At 69.4% G+C, this 15,145-nt stretch carries 16 protein-coding genes; 9 read left to right on the forward strand and 7 right to left on the reverse strand.

What is annotated here, in order from left to right:
* The first annotated feature begins 45 nt into the window (after nucleotides 1-45).
* Genes ACWCOV_RS20915 through ACWCOV_RS20925 form a run of 3 tightly spaced genes read left to right on the forward strand, consistent with a single transcriptional unit; the run spans nucleotide 46 to nucleotide 3,385 of the window.
* On the forward strand, nucleotides 46-1,611 hold the full coding sequence (locus tag ACWCOV_RS20915) for an FAD-binding oxidoreductase (RefSeq protein WP_449830945.1): 1,566 nt from the start codon (nucleotides 46-48) through the stop codon (nucleotides 1,609-1,611).
* A gap of 23 nt (nucleotides 1,612-1,634) precedes the next feature.
* Nucleotides 1,635-2,357 carry an SDR family NAD(P)-dependent oxidoreductase gene (locus ACWCOV_RS20920; protein ID WP_449830946.1) on the forward strand — a complete coding sequence of 241 codons (723 nt, stop codon included), beginning with the start codon at nucleotides 1,635-1,637 and terminating at the stop codon, nucleotides 2,355-2,357.
* Nucleotides 2,354-3,385, forward strand: a complete 1,032-nt coding sequence (locus tag ACWCOV_RS20925) for an S-adenosylmethionine:tRNA ribosyltransferase-isomerase (RefSeq protein WP_449830947.1) — start codon at nucleotides 2,354-2,356, stop codon at nucleotides 3,383-3,385. The genes ACWCOV_RS20920 and ACWCOV_RS20925 overlap by 4 nt, the downstream gene beginning before the upstream one ends.
* A 181-nt stretch (nucleotides 3,386-3,566) precedes the next feature.
* On the opposite strand, the gene ACWCOV_RS20930 is transcribed toward ACWCOV_RS20925, so the two are convergent.
* Both ACWCOV_RS20930 and ACWCOV_RS20935 read right to left on the reverse strand, forming a co-directional pair.
* A complete protein-coding gene (locus ACWCOV_RS20930; protein ID WP_449830948.1) occupies nucleotides 3,567-4,502 on the reverse strand; it encodes an aldo/keto reductase in 936 nt (311 codons plus the stop codon).
* Nucleotides 4,502-5,104, reverse strand: a complete 603-nt coding sequence (locus ACWCOV_RS20935; protein ID WP_449830949.1) for a TetR/AcrR family transcriptional regulator — start codon at nucleotides 5,102-5,104, stop codon at nucleotides 4,502-4,504. Before ACWCOV_RS20935 ends, ACWCOV_RS20930 begins: the two co-directional genes overlap by 1 nt.
* A 45-nt stretch (nucleotides 5,105-5,149) precedes the next feature.
* On the opposite strand from ACWCOV_RS20935, the gene ACWCOV_RS20940 reads away from it, so the two are divergent.
* The gene (locus tag ACWCOV_RS20940) at nucleotides 5,150-5,557 is read left to right on the forward strand and encodes a PPOX class F420-dependent oxidoreductase (protein ID WP_449830950.1); all 408 of its coding nucleotides are present in this window, start codon (nucleotides 5,150-5,152) and stop codon (nucleotides 5,555-5,557) included.
* On the opposite strand, the gene ACWCOV_RS20945 is transcribed toward ACWCOV_RS20940, so the two are convergent.
* Both ACWCOV_RS20945 and ACWCOV_RS20950 read right to left on the reverse strand, forming a co-directional pair.
* On the reverse strand, nucleotides 5,554-6,297 hold the full coding sequence (locus ACWCOV_RS20945; RefSeq protein WP_449830951.1) for a rhomboid family intramembrane serine protease: 744 nt from the start codon (nucleotides 6,295-6,297) through the stop codon (nucleotides 5,554-5,556). The genes ACWCOV_RS20940 and ACWCOV_RS20945 overlap by 4 nt on opposite strands.
* A 66-nt stretch (nucleotides 6,298-6,363) precedes the next feature.
* Nucleotides 6,364-6,906 carry a peptidylprolyl isomerase gene (locus ACWCOV_RS20950; protein ID WP_449830952.1) on the reverse strand — a complete coding sequence of 181 codons (543 nt, stop codon included), beginning with the start codon at nucleotides 6,904-6,906 and terminating at the stop codon, nucleotides 6,364-6,366.
* A 349-nt stretch (nucleotides 6,907-7,255) separates the two neighbouring features.
* Between ACWCOV_RS20950 and ACWCOV_RS20955 the strand changes: the two genes are divergently transcribed.
* Entirely contained in the window at nucleotides 7,256-8,020 is a 765-nt protein-coding gene (locus ACWCOV_RS20955; protein WP_449830953.1) for a hypothetical protein, read from the forward strand.
* A gap of 160 nt (nucleotides 8,021-8,180) precedes the next feature.
* Here ACWCOV_RS20955 and ACWCOV_RS20960 read toward each other — a convergent pair whose 3' ends face one another.
* Together ACWCOV_RS20960 and ACWCOV_RS20965 are read right to left on the reverse strand one after the other, a co-directional pair.
* Complete coding sequence (locus ACWCOV_RS20960; protein WP_449830954.1) at nucleotides 8,181-8,513, reverse strand: hypothetical protein; 333 nt, start codon at nucleotides 8,511-8,513, stop codon at nucleotides 8,181-8,183.
* A 205-nt stretch (nucleotides 8,514-8,718) separates the two neighbouring features.
* Nucleotides 8,719-9,192 (reverse strand): methylated-DNA--[protein]-cysteine S-methyltransferase, encoded by a 474-nt coding sequence (locus tag ACWCOV_RS20965; protein ID WP_449830955.1) that lies wholly within the window; start codon nucleotides 9,190-9,192, stop codon nucleotides 8,719-8,721.
* Between the two features lie 127 nt (nucleotides 9,193-9,319).
* On the opposite strand from ACWCOV_RS20965, the gene ACWCOV_RS20970 reads away from it, so the two are divergent.
* The 3 genes from ACWCOV_RS20970 to ACWCOV_RS20980 all read left to right on the forward strand — a co-directional run bounded on the left by ACWCOV_RS20970 (nucleotide 9,320) and on the right by ACWCOV_RS20980 (nucleotide 13,296).
* Complete coding sequence (locus ACWCOV_RS20970) at nucleotides 9,320-10,036, forward strand: DUF4328 domain-containing protein (RefSeq protein WP_449830956.1); 717 nt, start codon at nucleotides 9,320-9,322, stop codon at nucleotides 10,034-10,036.
* A gap of 202 nt (nucleotides 10,037-10,238) precedes the next feature.
* Nucleotides 10,239-12,494 (forward strand): DUF4328 domain-containing protein, encoded by a 2,256-nt coding sequence (locus ACWCOV_RS20975; protein WP_449830957.1) that lies wholly within the window; start codon nucleotides 10,239-10,241, stop codon nucleotides 12,492-12,494.
* A 13-nt stretch (nucleotides 12,495-12,507) separates the two neighbouring features.
* On the forward strand, nucleotides 12,508-13,296 hold the full coding sequence (locus ACWCOV_RS20980; RefSeq protein WP_449830958.1) for a sugar phosphate isomerase/epimerase family protein: 789 nt from the start codon (nucleotides 12,508-12,510) through the stop codon (nucleotides 13,294-13,296).
* On the opposite strand, the gene ACWCOV_RS20985 is transcribed toward ACWCOV_RS20980, so the two are convergent.
* Nucleotides 13,277-13,828, reverse strand: a complete 552-nt coding sequence (locus ACWCOV_RS20985) for a TetR/AcrR family transcriptional regulator (RefSeq protein ID WP_449830959.1) — start codon at nucleotides 13,826-13,828, stop codon at nucleotides 13,277-13,279. The two genes, ACWCOV_RS20980 and ACWCOV_RS20985, sit on opposite strands and share 20 nt — an antisense overlap.
* Before the next feature lie 95 nt (nucleotides 13,829-13,923).
* On the opposite strand from ACWCOV_RS20985, the gene ACWCOV_RS20990 reads away from it, so the two are divergent.
* Nucleotides 13,924-15,066: an FAD-dependent oxidoreductase gene (locus ACWCOV_RS20990; RefSeq protein WP_449830960.1), complete on the forward strand. Its 1,143-nt coding sequence runs from the start codon at nucleotides 13,924-13,926 to the stop codon at nucleotides 15,064-15,066.
* Nucleotides 15,067-15,145: the final 79 nt, after the last annotated feature.

Consider the following 15,145-nt stretch of genomic DNA (forward strand, 5'->3'; position numbering starts at 1 on the left):
CTGCCACGGACGCTACCCCGCCGGCCCAGCGATCGGGAGACCAGAATGACCGAGTCGGACCTGCCGGTGGTGCATCTCACGCCGGGCCGCTGGGGCGACCCCGACCACGCCGTCGAGCTTCCGGCCGCGGCCGTCGAGGCGCTGAAACATCTCGGCGTACGGCGACCCGCCGCGGCGCCCGTGGATCCGGAGTACCGGCCCGGCCTGACGACGGCGCAGCTGGACTTCCTGGCCACGATCGTCGGCCCAGATCACGTCACGACCGACCTGGACTCGCGCTGGGCGCACACCCGCGGCTACTCCACCCCGGACCTGCTCAGGCATCGCGCAGGCGACACCACCGACATGCCCGACGCCGTCGTCTACCCGGGGTCGCACGACGAGGTGCAGGCTCTGCTCGCCGCCTGCTCCGAGGAGGACCTGGCTGTCGTCCCCTACTCGGGCGGTACGTCGGTCGTCGGTGGGCTGGCCGCTGATCGGAGCTTCATCACGGTCGACCTGCGCCGGCTCGACCAGCTCGTGGCGATCGACGAGATCTCCCGGACGGCGACGTTGCAGGCCGGCGTCCGCGGTCCGGCTGCCGAGGCGTTGCTGGCCGAGCGCGGGTACACGCTCGGGCACTTTCCACAGTCCTACGAGGGCGCGTCGATCGGTGGGTACGCGGCCGCGCGGTCGAGCGGGCAGTCGTCGGCAGGCTACGGGCGATTCGACCAGATGGTGGTCGGGCTGACGCTCGCCACTCCGCGCGGGACCGTGGAGCTCGGTCGGGCGCCGATGTCCGCGGCCGGGCCGGACCTGCGGCAGTTGGTGCTCGGGTCGGAAGGCGCGTTCGGGATCATCACGTCGGTCGTCGTACGGATCCGGCCGCGGCCGGCCGAGCGGCACTTCGAGGGCTGGCGGTTCGAGAACTTCGAGGCCGGGCTGGCCGCGATCCGGCGGCTGGCGCAGGAGGGACCGTTGCCGACCGTGCTGCGGCTGTCCGACGAGGCCGAGACAGCGGTGAACCTGGCCGATCCCGACGTGCTGGGTGGCGGGTCGGGCGGCGTACTCGCGATCGTCGGCTTCGACGGGCCGTACAACGCGGCGACAGCTGAGGCGCTGACCGCGGCCGGTGGGCAGAACCTGGGTGAGGGTCCGGGTGAGACCTGGCGCGTGGGGCGGTACCGGGCGCCGTACCTGCGGGATCCGTTGCTGGACGAGGGCGCGCTGGTGGAGACGCTCGAGACGGCGGCGTTCTGGTCGAAGCTGCCCGGGCTGAAGGCTGCAGTGACCGAGGCGCTGGTGACGTCGCTGACCGAGCAGGGCACGCCGCCGCTCGTGCTTTGCCATGTGTCGCATGTCTATGAGACCGGTGCGTCGCTGTACTTCACAGTCATCTCGGCGCAGACGGACGACCCGGTCGCGCAATGGCGTACGGCGAAAGCCGCCGCCAGTCAGGCGATCGCTGCGGCCGGCGGCACGATCAGTCATCACCACGGCGTCGGCACCGACCACCGGGACGCGTACGCAGCGGAGATCGGTCCCCTGGCAGTCGAGGCATTGCAGGCGGTCAAGCGGGTGCTCGACCCGGACAACGTGATGAATCCCGGGATTCTCTTGACCTCAAGTTGACTTGAAGTATGACGGTTGGTGGCATGACTCCTGAAGCATCCAACCGTCCTGTCGCTCTCATCACCGGCGCGTCCGCCGGTCTCGGGCTGGCGCTCGCGCACGGGCTGGCCGACCGCGGGTGGGCGCTGGTGATCGACGCCCGCGGCGCAGACGCCCTCAAGGACGCCGCCGACGCACTGGCCGGCCGCACCGACGTCGTACCGCTGGCCGGCGACGTCACCGATCCCGAGCACCGGGCCGACCTGGTCGACGCCGTGATCGAGCTCGGCGGCCGGCTCGACCTGCTGGTCAACAACGCGAGCTACCTCGGCCCGAGTCCGCTGCAGCCGCTGGGTCAGGCCGACCTGAACGAACTGCGACGCGTGTACGAGGTCGACGTGGTCGCACCGATCGCACTTGCCCAGGCATTGCTGCCTGGACTCACCGCGGCATCAGGTGTGCTGCTCAACATCAGCTCCGACGCGGCAGTCGAGGCGTACGAAGGCTGGGGCGGCTACGGCTCCGCCAAGGCCGCCCTCGACCACGCCACCGCAGTACTGGCCGCCGAGCACCCGGTGCTGGCCGTCTACGCCGTCGATCCCGGCGACCTCCGTACGGCGATGCACCAGGCGGCGTTCCCCGGTGAGGACATCTCGGACCGGCCCGAGCCGGCGACCGTCGTACCGGAGTTCCTGCAGTTGATCGACAGCCGTCCCAAGAGCGGCCGGTACCGGGCGGCCGAGTTCGCGCCGGCGGTGACGTCGTGAGGGTGCACCCCCATACGAGGTTCGTCCTGCCCGACTCGCTGAACGCCACCGAACCACCCGAGGCGAGAGGTCTGTCCCGGGACCAGGTGAAGCTGCTGGTCGCGGAGGGGTCGACCGTCACGCACACCCGGTTCGACCGGCTCGGGGAGCACCTGAGACCTGGTGACCTGCTGCTGGTGAACACGTCCGGCACACTGCCTGCAGCGGTCGACGGTTCATGGATCACCGGCTCGGGTGTGGCGCCTGTCGTGGTGCACTTCTCCACTGCGCTCGACGACGGCACCTGGGTCGTCGAACTGCGCAACGGCGGCGCACCGATGTTCGGCGGCTCGTCCGGCGACCAGGTGGAGCTGCCGGAGGGCGTGCTGACGTTGCTGTCGCCGTACCAGCCGGACTCCACCCGGCTGTGGCGCGCCAAGCCGCCAGTGCCCGACGTGCTGGGCTACCTGCCGCGGCACGGCCGGCCGATCACCTACAAGTACGTCGGCCGGCGTTGGCCGCTCGCGTCGTATCAGACCGTCTTCGCACGCGAGCCGGGTAGCGCGGAGATGCCCAGCGCGGCGCGGCCGTTCAGCTTCGAGCTGGTCAGTCACCTCGCGTCGCAGGGTGTCCTGATCGCGCCGATCCTGCTGCACTGCGGTGTGTCCTCGCTGGAGAGCCACGAACCACCGTTGCCCGAGCGGTACGACGTGCCGGCGCACACGGCTCGGTTGGTGAACTGGGTTAAGGCCAACGGCGGCCGGGTGATCGCAGTAGGGACCACCGCAGTGCGAGCAGTCGAGTCAGCTGTCGCGGCCGACGGCTCAGTCAGCGCCTCCCACGGCTGGACCGACCTTGTCCTCGGCCCGGACCACCCGGTCCGCGTCGTCGACGGCCTCATCACCGGCATGCACGCGCCCGAAGCCTCGCACCTGCTCCTGCTGGAGTCGGTCGTAGGCGGTGACACCGTTCAACGCGCCTACGACGCGGCCCTGGACCAGAGGTATCTCTGGCACGAGTTCGGCGACAGCTGCCTGCTGCTGCGCTGACGAGTAGTGGTGGCGTTCGTTGCCTGGCCGTGCGCGCTTGTCTACTGCACGTGGACTCATCTGGATGTCCTTACCAAGTTGGTCCCCCGTCGGGACGTCACTCGGTACGACGAGCGGCGGGCGCGCTGGTCATGGCCCTTCACCGAAACGATCCGAAATTGTGGCCTAGGCCATTTAAGATTCAACGGGCGTCGATGTGCTCGGGGTCCAGCAGGTCCGGGGTGATGAAGCTGTGCGGGAACCCGAGCTCGAACCCGGTCGCGGTCTCCAGCCGTCGTACGGCGTCCGCGGGCAGGTCGAGGTCGATGGCGGCCAGGTTGTCCGCCAGTTGCGCCACCGAGCTGGCCCCGGCCAGCGGGTGGACGGCGCGCGAGTGCACCCGGGTCCACGCGAGCGCCACCTGCGACGGCGTGACGTCCAGCTCCTTCGCGACCCCTTGTACGGCGGCCAGCACAGCGCGCTCGCGGTCGTCGGCATCCGGGCCGGCGGGTTTGGCCAGCTTGCCGTGGGCCAGGGGCGCCCAGGCGGCCACGGTCATGCCGAACGCCTCGGCCATCGGCAGCAGTTCGCGCTCGATGTCGCGCTGGAGCAGGCTGTACGGCACCTGCAGGCCGGCGAATCCGGACCAGTCCCGCCACTCGGCCAGCGTGTTGCCACGAGCAACGAGCCAGGCGGGTGCGTCGGAGATCCCGGCGTACAGGATCTTGCCGGCCCGGACCGCGTCGTCGAGCGCGCGCAGCGTCTCCTCGATCGGGGTGTGCCGCTCCCAGTAGTGCACCCAGTAGACGTCGAGGTAGTCGGTCCGCAGCCGGCGAAGGCTGGACTCGAGCGCGAGCCGGAGGTTCTTCCGGTGGTTGCCGGTGGCATTGATGTCGGTCCGGTCCCGGGACAGCGTGTACTTCGACGCGAGCACGAAGCGGTCACGGCGACCGGCCAGGATCTCGCCGACAATGTCCTCGCTCGCGCCGTACGCGTCGGCGGTGTCGATCATGTTCCCGCCGGCGTCGGCGTACCGGTCGATGATCGGCCTGGCCTGGTCGACGGAGTGGAAGCGCATCGCGCCGAGGAAGAGCTCGGACACGCGCAGGCCGGTGGGCCCGAACAGCCGGTAGCGCATCAGCCCGCGTACCCGTGCAGGAAGGCGTGGACGCCGGTGCTGACGGCCTCGGTGATCTCTTCGGGGGTCATGGTTCCTCCTCGGTAGGACGGGTTGGCGCCGGAGATGAGCAGCGAGAAGTGCAGGGCCGCGCGCATCGGGTCGTCGATCTGCAGCAGGCCGTCGGCGGCGAACGCGGCCAGTCGGTCGGCGAGTGCACGCCGTACGGCGATCGGCCCGGCTTCCTGCCAGGCGTCGATCGCTTCCTGTGGGATGTGACCGGCCTCGGCGTTCACCTGGCGGACCAGCGCGGAGTGCTCGGCGTAGTCCGGCATCGGCGTCCGCCAGGCGCTGCCGAACGCGACCAGGTCGGCCTCGAGGTCGGTGATCTCGGTCAGGTGCTTCTCGATGATCGCCAGTTGAGCGGCGGCGACCTTCGTGGCGCTCTCCTGGATCACCGCGCGGAACAGGGCGGCCTTGTCGCCGAAGTGGTTGTAGAGCGTCCGAGACGAGACGCCGGCCTCGGCCGCGATGACGTCGATACTCGCCCGCGCGTAACCGTCCCGCGCGAACACGGACAACGCGCCGGCAAGAACGTCCTGCCGCTTCCCCGCTCGTGGCACCGGACCTCCTGGTGAAATTACAACGACCGTTGTACTTTAGCGTACATGGCATTCACCGACGAAGAGCTCAGCTACCTGAAGTCCCAGCCTCTGGCCCGGCTGGCCACGGTCGGCCCGGACGGGCAGCCGGACGTCGTACCGGTCGGGTTCGAGTACGACGGCGCCCACTTCTACGTCGGCGGGGTCGACCCGGCGAACACCCGCAAGGTCCGCAACGTCCAAACCGGCCAGGCCCAGGTCGCCCTGGTCATCGACGACCTCGTCACCACGAACCCGTGGTCGCCGCGCTTCCTGCGCGTCTACGGCACCGCCGACGTGGTCGAGCGGGCAGGCCAGTTCGGCACGGGCGTCTACCTACGGATCAAGCCGACGGTCAGCTGGAGCTGGCACCTGGACGGACGGCCCGCCCACGACGAAGAGTTCGCCCCGAACCGAACGGTGCACGCGGCCTAGGTGCGGGCTTTGCTGTTGCGGCGGCGCTTGGTGTCCTGGAGGAAGAGCCACGCGACGGCCGCGCCGACGACGAAACCGCCGAGGTGGCCCTGCCAGGAGATGTTCGGGAGGAGGACCGAGATGACCGCGGTGACGGCGACGTAGCCGAGGATCCAGGTGACGTCCATGCCGCGGGCGCGGCTGATCACCAGCAGGGCGCCGACCAGGCCGAGGACGGCGCCGGACGCGCCGAGGGTCGCCGAGACCGGAGCGGCGAGCATCCAGACCGCGACGCTGCCGCCGAGCGCGGACAGCAGGTACAGGATGATGAAGCGGGTCCGGCCGAGCATCTGCTCCAGCGGCGGACCGACCTGGTAGAGCATGAACAGGTTCGCGAAGATGTGGAAGATCTGCAGGTGGGTGAAGGCCGACGTGAGCAGCCGCCACGGCTCGGACTCCACCAGCACCGGGACCAGCACCAGGTCGTTGACGATCCGGGCGCTGCCGGCGCGCACCGCGATGAACACCAGGATGTTGATCGCCAGGATCGTGATCGTGACGACCTGCGGATTGCCGCGCTGGATGCCGCCCAGCGACGTCCGGGTCCGCGGCACCGACTTCACGCCGTCGGCGAAGCAGGTCGGGCACTGGAAGCCGACCGCGGCGCTCTTCATGCACTCCGGGCAGATCGGCTTGTCACACCGCTGGCAGCGAACCCCGGCGGGCCGATCCGGGTGCCGGTAGCAGACGGTCTCGGTCACGACGGGTGGTCCTTCCCCAGCGAGAGAGAGTGCGGGCCGGGCACTGGCCCGGCCCGCAGAGAAGAATCAGGCGTTGCGGCGCTCGATGACGACGTTGTTGATCACGATCGGCTCGATCGGCCGGTCGCCCGGCGCGGTCTTCGCGGTCGCGATCGCGTCGACGACCTTCTTCGACTCGTCGTCGACGACCTCGCCGAAGATCGTGTGCTTGCGGTTCAGGTGCGGAGTCGGCACCACGGTGACGAAGAACTGGGACCCGTTCGTGCCCTTGCCGAACTGGATGCCGGCGTTCGCCATCGCCAGCAGGTACGGGCGGTCGAACTTGAGCTCCGGGTGGATCTCGTCGTCGAAGGCGTAGCCCGGGCTGCCGGTGCCGGTGCCGAGCGGGCAGCCGCCCTGGATCATGAAGCCGTCGATCACCCGGTGGAAGGTCAGGCCGTCGTAGAACCTGGCGTTGCTCGGCTGACCGGTCTGCGGGTCCGTCCACTCCTTGGTGCCCTCGGCCAGCCCGACGAAGTTGCTCACCGTCTTCGGCGCGTGATCGGGGAACAGCCTGATGACGACGTCACCCTTCGTCGTCTGCAGGGTCGCGTACAGCTCTTCGGCCACGGGAGTCACTCCTATTCGTTACGGCTTACGTCATCGATCCTGTCATGAGCGCTCAAGCCGACCCGCACCGACCGCCCGAAAACCACCCACCCTCCGCTCCGCTCCGGGCGGGGAGAAGAGGAGCGCCGGCCCCGGCACGTGATGGTTGCGGTCGGGGTGAGTGGGCACTGGGTGTAGCGGGATGGATCGTTACAAGCTCCTGGCTGGGTGCTGGGGAGCGGGTTTGTCGGCTGGGTACGTCGTACGATGCAGACGAAGCCGGATTTGTCCAGAGTCGTATCAGTTGCGTCCATACCGCCGATGGGCCAGATGGCTGCCCACCGAGGCGGGCGGCACCGAGGAGGGAACCGTGGGTTTGTCGAAGTCCAAGGGCCGGGTCGAGACCGCGAAGGATCGGGTCCGGCCGTTTGCCGAGTCCGCGTCGGAGAAGATCGGGCCGGCCGTGGGCACCGCACGGGAGAAGGTGTCGCCGTACGCCGAGAAAGCCGTCGAGCGCGGCGCGCACTACGCGAACGTCGCGGTGGAGAAGGCGAGCCCGGTGATCGACGACGCGCTGGCCAAGGTCGGCCCGGCCACCGAGCACGCCGCCGAGAAGGCCCGTGAGCGGTTCAACGACGACGTGCTGCCGAAGGTGACCGCCGCGCTGGCGTCGCTGGCGGCCGCCGCCGAGCCGGTCGTCGAGGAGACCTCGCGCCGCGGCCGGGCCACCAAGGCCGCGCTCAAGGGTGAGCTCGACGTGCCGAAGAAGAGCCACAAGCTCCGCAAGGTCGTGCTGTTCCTGGGCTTCGGCGCCCTGGCCGCGGCGGCCGTGAAGAAGCTGCTGACCCCGCCGGAGCCGGCCTGGCAGTCGACCCCGACCAGCGGTCGTGACTACAGCTCCGCCCCGGCCGGTACGACGCCGCGCCCGAGCGAGACCCGGACCGAGTCGAAGCCGGAAGCCAAGGCCGAGTCGAACGGCAAGACCGACACCGCGAAGCCGGAGCCGGAATCGGCCAAGATGGAGACCGAGACGGCCGAGAAGGACGCGGACACCGAGGTGAACGCGGCCGCGAACGGCGCCGCGAAGAAGACCACTCCGCGGAAGACGACCAACCCGAAGCCGTCCGACTCCTGACCGGACAGCAACCTCCGGCCGCCGGGTCACCGGCGACTGCCTGACCGACCACCGCAACGGCGAAGGCCGCGACCCCCGAGAGGGGTTCGCGGCCTTCGTTTGTCTGCGACGTCGCCTTGCGCGAACGACGCCAGACCGGGGCGGCGGGGGCCGAATCGACTCAGTTCAGGTTCTGCGCGGTGATTTCGTCGTCGTCCTCGTGCTGCGGCTTGGCGATCGTGTAGCGGCCGGCCGACAGCAGTTGGGTGGCGTACCGGTGCGTGATGCACGGGTAGGTGCCGCCACAGTGCTGGCAGACGGCGTCGTTGCGGTGCAGCCAGGGCAGGATCTTGAACCGCTTGACCCAGGTCAGCGGCTCGCGGTCGGGCGCGTGCAGTTTCAGGGCAGAGCGGGCAGCACTCTGGATCTCGGGTGCGGACCAGTCCTCGGCGCTCTTGTCCATCAGGGCGCTCAGGTCGGGGTGGAGGTGTGCGGTCGAGCGAGCTTTGTTCATTTATGCGTCTTCCGGGGGGCAGGGAGGTACGCGGGCCAAACGCCACGACTGAAGCGTCCGCTTCAAACGTGACGATGTGATCGCTGTTAGCGACCCTAGCCCTCCCGTGGCCCACCGGACGCCTTCGCACGCGTCGCCCGGTGTCAGATCTTCGTCAGGTTTCACAGCGTGCCGGTGGAGACACCTTTTCGCTTCCGGACGCGGCTCAGGTCCAGAGCGTCTCGAGGGTGATCCGCGCCTCGAGTTCGAGCAGGTGCCGCTTCAGCGGGATGCCGCCGCCGAAGCCGACCATCTTGCCGCCGGCGCCGACGACCCGGTGGCAGGGCACCACGACCGCGATCGGGTTCCGGTTGCAGGCGGTGCCGACGGCCCGGGCCGCGCCCGCGTCCCCGACGATCTTCGCGACCTCGCCGTACGTCTGCATCTCGCCGTACGGGATCCGGGTCAGCTGGGTCCAGACGGCGCGCTCGAACTCGGAGCCGCCGCGCACCGACAGCGGGACGGTGAACTCCTTGAGCTCGCCGGCGAAGTACGCCTTCAGCTGCTCGGCGGTCTCGGTCAGCAGCGGGTCCGGCTCCAGGTGCCGGTCGACCCGTCCGAAGTTCAGCCGGCACAACCCGACGTCGTCCACGGCCAGCGAGAGGTCGCCGATGGGTGAGTCGATGACGGACCAGCGCATACCCTCATCCTGCCGTCCGGCACCGACACTTTCTGGCCGTTTCGCGACATCGACCCGAGGCCGACACCAAGTCCTCCCGCACCTGTTGTTCTCGCCTGGTCACGCCGTGTTGTGCTATTTCTGACACATGTCGACCCAGCCGCCGCTGGACCGCTGGTTCAGCTCCGAGCGGGTGATGGGCCTGGCCGCATCGATCCTGATCGGGGTCGTCACAGTGTCCACCTGGGCGACCGCATGGTCCGACTGGTACTCATACCAGACCGTGAAGCAGTACGGCGACGACCCGGACCAGCTGGCCGAGGCCGACCTGATCTCCGGCTCGCTCGGGATCTTCGCAGCGCTCGCCCTGCTGGCGGCCGCGGCGGTGTTCGTCGTGTGGCTGTGGCGGGTCCGGTGGAACGCGGAGATGTTCTGCCGCGGCGAGCACCGGTTCACCCGCGGCTGGGTGCTCGGCAGCTGGATCTGCCCGGTGGTGAACCTCTGGTACCCCAAGCAGGTGGTCGACGACATCGTCGCCGCCAGCGACCCGCGGACACCGCCGCACACCGCGACCCTGCGCGGCATCCCGGGCACCCGGCTGGTCTGGGCCTGGTGGCTCACCTGGGTGGCCGGCCTGGTCACCGGCAACATCGTCCAGCGCGGGGTGATCGGCGGTGCGACCGAGCTGCACGAGCTGCGGACGAACGTCGTGCTGTCCACCGTCTCGGCGCTGTTCACCACCGCCGCGGCCGTGCTGGCGGTGATCCTGATCCAGCGGATCGACGAGCTGCAGACCAACCGCCCCTGGGTGCCGTGGTGGGCGATCGGGGAGTCGCAGCCCGGCTTCCAACCACCTGCACGGTAAACCAAACCGTCACGCACCGTCCCATTCGTCGTTACAAGTGGTGATGGGCGGACGAAAAGAACACGTTAAGTCGACACCCTCCGTGCTGGACCCGACTCCACACGGGTACTTACTTCGTGGTATCAATGTTGCTCGGTCATGCGGGGGCAGGATTTGGCCGAAACGCCGAACAGACGGAGTTCCAGCAACGCGAGGGACGAACGTGAGCCACCCGCAGCCATCAGTACTGACTGCTGTCCAGAACCATGAAGAAGAATGGCAGCCGCACGCAGCTGAGGAGTTCCAGCAGGTCGGGACGGTCGGAAAGATCGCCATCGGACTCCTGGGCGCGTCGACCCTCACCCATCTGCTCTCCACCTGGTCGGACTGGAACACGTACTCCGTCGTCAACCGCTACCTCGGCGGGATGCCGAACGTCGACGACGCGGACCTGAACCGCGCCGACGCGATCGCCAAGGTCACCGCGGTTCCCAACGTGATCATCTCGGTCGCCGCCGCGGTCGTCTTCGTCATCTGGCTCTGGCGGGCCCGGGTCAACTCCGAGGTGTTCTGCCAGGCGGACCATCGCCGCAGCCATGGCTGGGTGCTCGCCAGCTGGTTCTGCCCCGGACCCAATCTCTGGTATCCCAAGCAGATCGTCGACGACGTCTGGTTGGCCAGCGATCCGAAGACCCCTGTGTACACCGACGACCTGCGCCGGTTCAGGACTCCCGCCCTCACGTCCGTGTGGTGGGTGACCTGGATCGGCGCTCTCGCGTTCGACGTCGTGGTGCGCCGCTTCCTGATGTGGATGGAGGCGACTGTCGGGTCGCTGCGCGGCATCGCCCTGGCCGGTACGGCGTCGCTCGTGCTGACCGCCGTCTCAGCCATCGCCGCGACGATGGTGATCCGCAAGATCAACGCGATGCAGACCAGCCGCGAGTGGGTCCCGTGGTGGGACCAGCGCGAGCCGAAGCTGACCGCCGTACCGACGTACGCGAACGACGACACCGACGAGCAGCCCGCGATCAACGAGCCGATCGCCCACGGCCCGGCCCTCGCCGCGGCGCCCGCGCTGCGGCTCGAGCGGCAGCCGGAGCTGCAGATGGCCGGCGGCGGTCCGGCCCCGGCTCCGCCGGCCAGCCCGTTCGCCCCCGCTCCTGCCCCGGCCGCCGGTTTCCCGGGCGACGGTGCGGCAGCCGGTGGCTTCCCCGGCGGTGGCAACCCGTTCGGCGGCGCCCCCGCCGCGCCCGCGGCCTTCGGTGGTGACGCGCCGGTCGAGGAGGCGCCGAAGTGGAGTCCGTTCGCGCCGGTCGTGCAGAGCTGGCAGGACGACAAGGACGACGCCGGTCCCGCGACCGAGCAGTTCGACGCCGTCTCCGCGTGGCAGGAAGAGAAGAAGCCTGAGGAGGAGACCAGCTACGAGCGGACCAGCTGGAGCGACTACCTCAGCAACACCGAGGACCCGCTGTCGACGACGGCGTCGAGCAGCAGCTGGCTGAACGAGACGCCGCCGCTGACCGTGGTCGAGCCGGAGCCGTACTCCTACCAGCCGCAGCCGCAGGCCGAGTACCAGCCGGAATACCAGCCCCAGCCCGAGTACCAGCCGCAGCCCGAGGCGCCGTCCTGGGCCGGCAGCTACTCCGAGAGCTACTCGTACGAGTCCCCCTCCGACTACCTGACGTCGACCTCCCCGGTGGAGGCCGACCCCATCCCCGCACCCGAGCCTGAGCCCGCGCCTGTTGCGCGCGCCGGCCGCCGGGCCGCTCGGGTCGCGGTGGACAGCCCGTCGGCGATCCAGCCCGCCGCCGCCTCGCACGAGGTGACCCCCGCCCCCTCGCACGAGCACGACGTCTACGGTCCGTCGTCGCACAGTTCGTCGCCGGTGTCGGCGTCGTCCGGCTACTACGAGCTGGCTCCGGTCGTCACGCCCCAGCAGGACGACTACCTGACGCCGTCCAAGCCGCTGCCGACCGTTCCGTCGTACGGCCCGGAGCCGTACACCCCGACCTCGGACGACAGTTACTACAGCTCGTACGACGACCAGTCCGCGAGCTACCAGTCGTCGTACGAGTCCGGCTCGGACTACACGTCGTACGGGCAGTCGGACTACTCGACCAGCAACAGCTACGAGTCCACCGACTACGGCTACTCGGCCACGTCCGGCAGCGACTACTCGAGCGGCAACGGCTACGAGTCGACGTCGTACGACTCCTACAGCCCGACGTCGTACAGCGGGTCGGAGTACAGCAACGTCCAGCCGTCGTACGACAGCTACAGCCAGAGCTACGCGTCCGAGTCGTCGTACAGCTCGACGGACTACAACGGCAGCTACTACTCACAGCCGGAGCAGCAGCAGCCGGAGTACCAGCAGCAGTCGCCGTACTCGTACGAGCAGCCGCAGGCCCCGGAGCACCAGGAGCAGACCGACCAGACCAGCACCACCCCGCGCACTCACCCGCGCCGGCGCTGGGTCTGATCGAATAGGTGGCATGACTTTCGCCTTCTCCACGCTCGGCTGCCCCGGAGCGTCCCTCGACCATGTCCTGGAACTTGCCAAAGGCAACGATATCTCCGGCCTGGAGCTGCGGGCCGCGGACGAGGAGTTCACCAACACCGGTCTGAGCCCGGTGCAGCGGCGTGAGCTGCGGACCCGGATCGAGGACGCCGGCCTGGAGATCCTCGCGGTCAGCAGCTATGTCAAGCTCTGCGCGGTCGAGGAGCAGCCGCTCGAGGCGCACCTCGAGCTCGCCGCCGACCTGGGCGCCCGCGGCGTCCGCGTCTTCCCCGGCGACCCTGATCCGACCGCCGCCAAGGGTACGGCGGACGCGCCGAGCGCCGGCGAGATCCGCGCCCTCGACCGGGTCACGTCCGCGCCGAGAGACAGCCAGATCCTGCTGGAGACCCACGACTCGCACTCGGCCGGCCGCAAGATGGCCGCGTTGCTGACCCTGCTCGACACCGACGTCCCCGGCCACAACACGAAGGTGGTCTGGGACAGCGCCCACACCTGGAGCCACGGCGAGACCCCGGCGGAGTCGTTCGAGCTGCTGAAGCCCTGGCTGGAGTTCGTCCAGATCAAGGAGTCGGACTCCCGGCAGCAGTACCGCCCGGTCGCCATCGGCGCCGGCGACTTCCCGATCCAGGACCTCCTCACCACCCTCGACGGCACCGACTACCCCCTCTCCCTCGAGTGGGAACTCAAGTGGCACCCGCACCTCCCGCCCCTGGAGGAAGCCCTCCCCGCCACTCAGTCCTGGATCAGCCCAGCGGCGCAATGAGGTAGCGAGTCAGGGTTGGGCCGAGCGAGGCGGCCACTTGGTCGTGGGAGAGAGCGGTGACCGGGCCGAGCTCGAGGATGTAGCGGCACAACGCGAGGCCGAGGGTTTGGGTGGCGACCAGGCCGGCGCGGACCGCGGGCTCGTCGACCTTGAGGTCGCGCAGGGTCGGCGCGAGCTGCGCGGCAAACAGCTCCCGCATTCGCTCGGCCGCTGACTCGTTGGTGACCGCTGCCCGCAGCAACGCGCGGAGCGTGTCGTCGCCCTCCCAGCGGGTCAGGAAGTGCCGGATCATCGCCTCGCCCAGCTGGTCCCGCGGTACGGCGCTGAGGTCGGGCAACCGCAGGTCGAACTCGGCTGCCGCGGCGAACAGCTTCTCCTTGTTGCCGTAGTACCGCATCACCATCGCCGGGTCGATCGCCGCGTCGGCCGCGATCGCCCGGATCGTGGCCCGCTCGTACCCGTCCGCGCCGAACCGCTCCCGCGCCGCCGCGAGGATCGCCGCCCGGGTCCGGTCCGACTTCCGCTCCGCCATACCCACAGCATATGCCAACACTTGTTGACTTTTACCAGCAGGGTTCCTACAGTAAAAGTCAACAAGCGTTGATAAATGACAGAGGAGGAGTGACGATGACTCCGAAGAGTGCAGACGTCGTGGTGGTGGGGGCGGGCCCGGTCGGGCTCGCCGTGGCGGCCGGGCTGCGGTTGCGCGGGCATTCCGTGGTGGTGGTCGACAAGCAGGCCGAGGGCGCGAACACCTCGCGCGCCTCGGTGATCCACGCCCGGACCCTGGAGATGCTCGAGCGGATCGGGGTCACCAAGCGCCTGGTCGAGCTCGGCCTGGAGTTGCAGGACTTCGCGATCCGCGACGGCGACCGCCGGCTCGTCCCGGTGAGCTTCCGCGACCTGCCCACCGACTACCCGTTCACGCTGATGATCCCGCAGTGGCAGACCGAGCAGGTCCTGCTCGACCGCCTCGAAGAGCTCGGCGGGACGGTCCTCCGCCCCTACGCCGCCACCGGCCTGACGCAGTCCGCGGACGGCGCCGAGGTGACGCTGGACTCCGGCGACGTGATTCAGGCGCAGTACGTCGTTGCCGCCGACGGCATGCACAGCACGATCCGCGAGCTGGCCGGACTGCGGATGCCGGGCAACACCCTGCAACTGAACTTCAGCCTGGTCGATGTCCGGGCCGACGGCCTGCCGGCCGAGGAGGTCTCGCTGTCCTTCGCGACCGCGGGTCTGCTGGTGATCGCGCCGCTTCCGGACGGCTCGTTCCGGCTGGTCGCGTCGGTCGACAAGGCGCCGGAGCACCCGGATCTCGCCTACGCCCAGCAACTCCTGACTGCTCGCGGTCCGCGGAGGTCCGCGCCGAAGGTGACCGAGGTGATCTGGGGGTCGCGGTTCCGGATCCACGAGCGGGTGGCGGAGAACTACCGCGCCGGACGGGTGCTGCTGGCCGGCGATGCCGCGCACACCCACAGCCCGGCCGGCGGCCAGGGCATGAACCTCGGCCTTCGCGACGCGATCACCCTGGCCGAGGCGCTGTCCACAGCCCTCGCCATGGGGGACGAGTCGGAGCTCGACGCCTACGCGGCGACCAGTCGCACCGAGGCTCTCCGTGTCGTCGGGCTGGCGCATCGGCTGACCCGGCTGGCCAATGTTCCGCGACCGGTCCGGCCGCTGCGCAACGCCGTACTCGGGTTTGTCGGCAGGCTGAACAAGACGCAGAACGGGCTGGCCAAGCAACTGGCCGGGATCCCCGACCGCTGATCCCGAAGGTTGTCCCTCGCAGAACCGCCGAACGCTTCCCCGGATCGAGGCCGACCCCTACCCTCCAGTTACCGCATGC

Source organism: Kribbella sp. NPDC002412 (assembly GCF_053592935.1).

Excerpts from the sequence above, each read along its gene's own strand:
- ACWCOV_RS20915 (WP_449830945.1), top strand. The coding sequence starts at position 46 with ATGACCGAGTCGGACCTGCCGGTGGTGCATCTCACGCCGGGCCGCTGG.
- ACWCOV_RS20920 (WP_449830946.1), top strand. The coding sequence starts at position 1,635 with ATGACTCCTGAAGCATCCAACCGTCCTGTCGCTCTCATCACCGGCGCG.
- ACWCOV_RS20930 (WP_449830948.1), bottom strand. The coding sequence starts at position 4,502 with ATGCGCTACCGGCTGTTCGGGCCCACCGGCCTGCGCGTGTCCGAGCTC.
- ACWCOV_RS20940 (WP_449830950.1), top strand. The coding sequence starts at position 5,150 with ATGGCATTCACCGACGAAGAGCTCAGCTACCTGAAGTCCCAGCCTCTG.
- ACWCOV_RS20960 (WP_449830954.1), bottom strand. The coding sequence starts at position 8,513 with ATGAACAAAGCTCGCTCGACCGCACACCTCCACCCCGACCTGAGCGCC.
- ACWCOV_RS20965 (WP_449830955.1), bottom strand. The coding sequence starts at position 9,192 with ATGCGCTGGTCCGTCATCGACTCACCCATCGGCGACCTCTCGCTGGCC.
- ACWCOV_RS20970 (WP_449830956.1), top strand. The coding sequence starts at position 9,320 with ATGTCGACCCAGCCGCCGCTGGACCGCTGGTTCAGCTCCGAGCGGGTG.
- ACWCOV_RS20980 (WP_449830958.1), top strand. The coding sequence starts at position 12,508 with ATGACTTTCGCCTTCTCCACGCTCGGCTGCCCCGGAGCGTCCCTCGAC.
- ACWCOV_RS20985 (WP_449830959.1), bottom strand. The coding sequence starts at position 13,828 with ATGGCGGAGCGGAAGTCGGACCGGACCCGGGCGGCGATCCTCGCGGCG.
- ACWCOV_RS20990 (WP_449830960.1), top strand. The coding sequence starts at position 13,924 with ATGACTCCGAAGAGTGCAGACGTCGTGGTGGTGGGGGCGGGCCCGGTC.